Source organism: Acinetobacter sp. ANC_7655 (assembly GCF_056784015.1).
In genome coordinates this window covers 1-1,841 of sequence record NZ_JBWYJB010000025.1, presented here as the reverse complement: position 1 = coordinate 1,841, position 1,841 = coordinate 1, and the positions used below count along the sequence as shown (strand labels likewise).

The following is a 1,841-nucleotide window of genomic DNA, read 5'->3' as shown; positions in this document are numbered from 1 at the left end:
ACGGTTCAACCATTATGATTGGTGGGTTTGGTACCGCAGGTCAGCCTGCTGAACTCATCGATGGCTTAATTGAACTCGGTATTAAAGACTTAGTGATCGTCAACAACAACGCAGGTAATGGTGATTACGGCTTGGCTAAACTGTTACAAGCAGGCGCTGTACGTAAAATCATCTGTTCTTTTCCTCGTCAGTCTGACTCTTATGTCTTCGATGAACTCTACCGTGCAGGCAAAATCGAGTTAGAACTTGTACCGCAAGGCAACTTGGCTTGCCGTATTCAAGCGGCGGGTATGGGCTTAGGTCCAATCTACACACCAACAGGTTTTGGTACTTTGCTCGCTGAAGGCAAACCAACCATGAATTATGAAGGTAAAGACTACGTTTTAGAAAATCCAATCAAAGCTGACTTTGCGTTAATTAAAGCGCATAAGGGCGATCGCTGGGGGAACTTGGTGTACCGTAAATCTGCACGTAACTTTGGTCCAATTATGGCCATGGCAGCAGATATCACCATCGCACAAGTATCAGAAGTCGTGGAACTCGGTGCCTTAGATCCTGAACACATCATCACCCCTGGGATCTTTGTACAACACGTTGTACAAGTTCAACCTGCGCAGTAATTTGAGATTGGAGAAATAAAATGAGTTATCAAAAATTAACCCGTGATCAAATTGCTGAACGTGTTGCACAAGATATTCCTGATGGTGCTTATGTCAACCTTGGGATTGGTTTACCAACTAAAATCTCGAGTTACTTACCTGCTGACAAAGATGTCTTTTTACATTCTGAAAATGGTTTATTGGCCTTTGGTCCACCCCCTGCGGAAGAAGACCGTGACCCTGAGTTAATTAATGCGGGTAAAGAATTTGTAACCCTGCTAGAAGGCGGAGCTTTCTTCCATCATGGTGATTCATTTGCCATGATGCGTGGTGGTCACCTAGATATCGCTGTACTCGGTGCTTTCCAAGTCGCTGAAAATGGTGACCTTGCAAACTGGCATACCGGTGCACCTGATGCCATCCCTGCTGTGGGTGGTGCAATGGACTTAGCCGTGGGTGCGAAGAAAGTCTTTATTACCACCGATCATGTCACTAAAAAAGGCGAACCTAAAATCGTTGCTGAGCTGACTTATCCTGCGACAGGTTTGAAATGTGTGGACCGCATTTATACGGACCTTTGTGTGATTGATGTGACGGCAGATGGCATGAAAGTCATTGAGAAAGTTGAAGGCTTATCTTTTGAAGAGCTTCAATCGATGACGGGTGCCAAACTCATTGATGCCACTCAGGCTTAAGACTGGTTTTAGGATCTTACACTATGAAAAACGCATACATCATTGATGCCATCCGTACGCCTTTTGGTCGTTATGCCGGTGGTTTGGCGCCTGTCCGTGCGGATGACTTAGGTGCAGTGCCATTAAAAGCGTTAATGGAACGTAACCCTTCTGTGGATTGGAATGTCGTCGATGACGTTTTATTTGGTTGTGCCAACCAAGCCGGTGAAGATAATCGTAACGTCGGTCGTATGTCGGCGCTTTTAGCAGGGATTCCTTATACAGTACCTGCAACCACAGTCAATCGTTTATGTGGTTCATCACTCGATACCGTAGCAATGGCCGCGCGTGCCATTAAAGCTGGTGAAGCTGACGTGATTGTGGCAGGTGGTGTTGAATCTATGTCACGTGCCCCATTTGTGATGGGGAAATCTGAGAGTGCATTTGGTCGTAGTCAAAAGATTGAAGACACCACCATGGGCTGGCGTTTTATCAACCCGAAGCTTAAAGAAATGTATGGTGTTGAAACCATGCCGCAAACGGCTGAAAACGTGGCTGAACAGTTCAA

General features: G+C 45.8%; 3 protein-coding genes. All 3 read left to right on the top strand.

What is annotated here, in order from left to right; genetic code table 11:
• Window positions 1-620 (top strand): 3-oxoacid CoA-transferase subunit A (locus AC1M9N_RS14415; RefSeq protein ID WP_481954963.1); only part of this gene is annotated, 620 nt, incomplete at its 5' end.
• Between the two features lie 20 nt (window positions 621-640).
• Window positions 641-1,294, top strand: a complete 654-nt coding sequence (locus AC1M9N_RS14410; RefSeq protein WP_180028014.1) for a 3-oxoacid CoA-transferase subunit B — start codon at window positions 641-643, stop codon at window positions 1,292-1,294.
• A 23-nt stretch (window positions 1,295-1,317) separates the two neighbouring features.
• A partial coding sequence (locus tag AC1M9N_RS14405; protein WP_481954962.1) for a thiolase family protein occupies window positions 1,318-1,841 on the top strand: 524 nt, incomplete at its 3' end.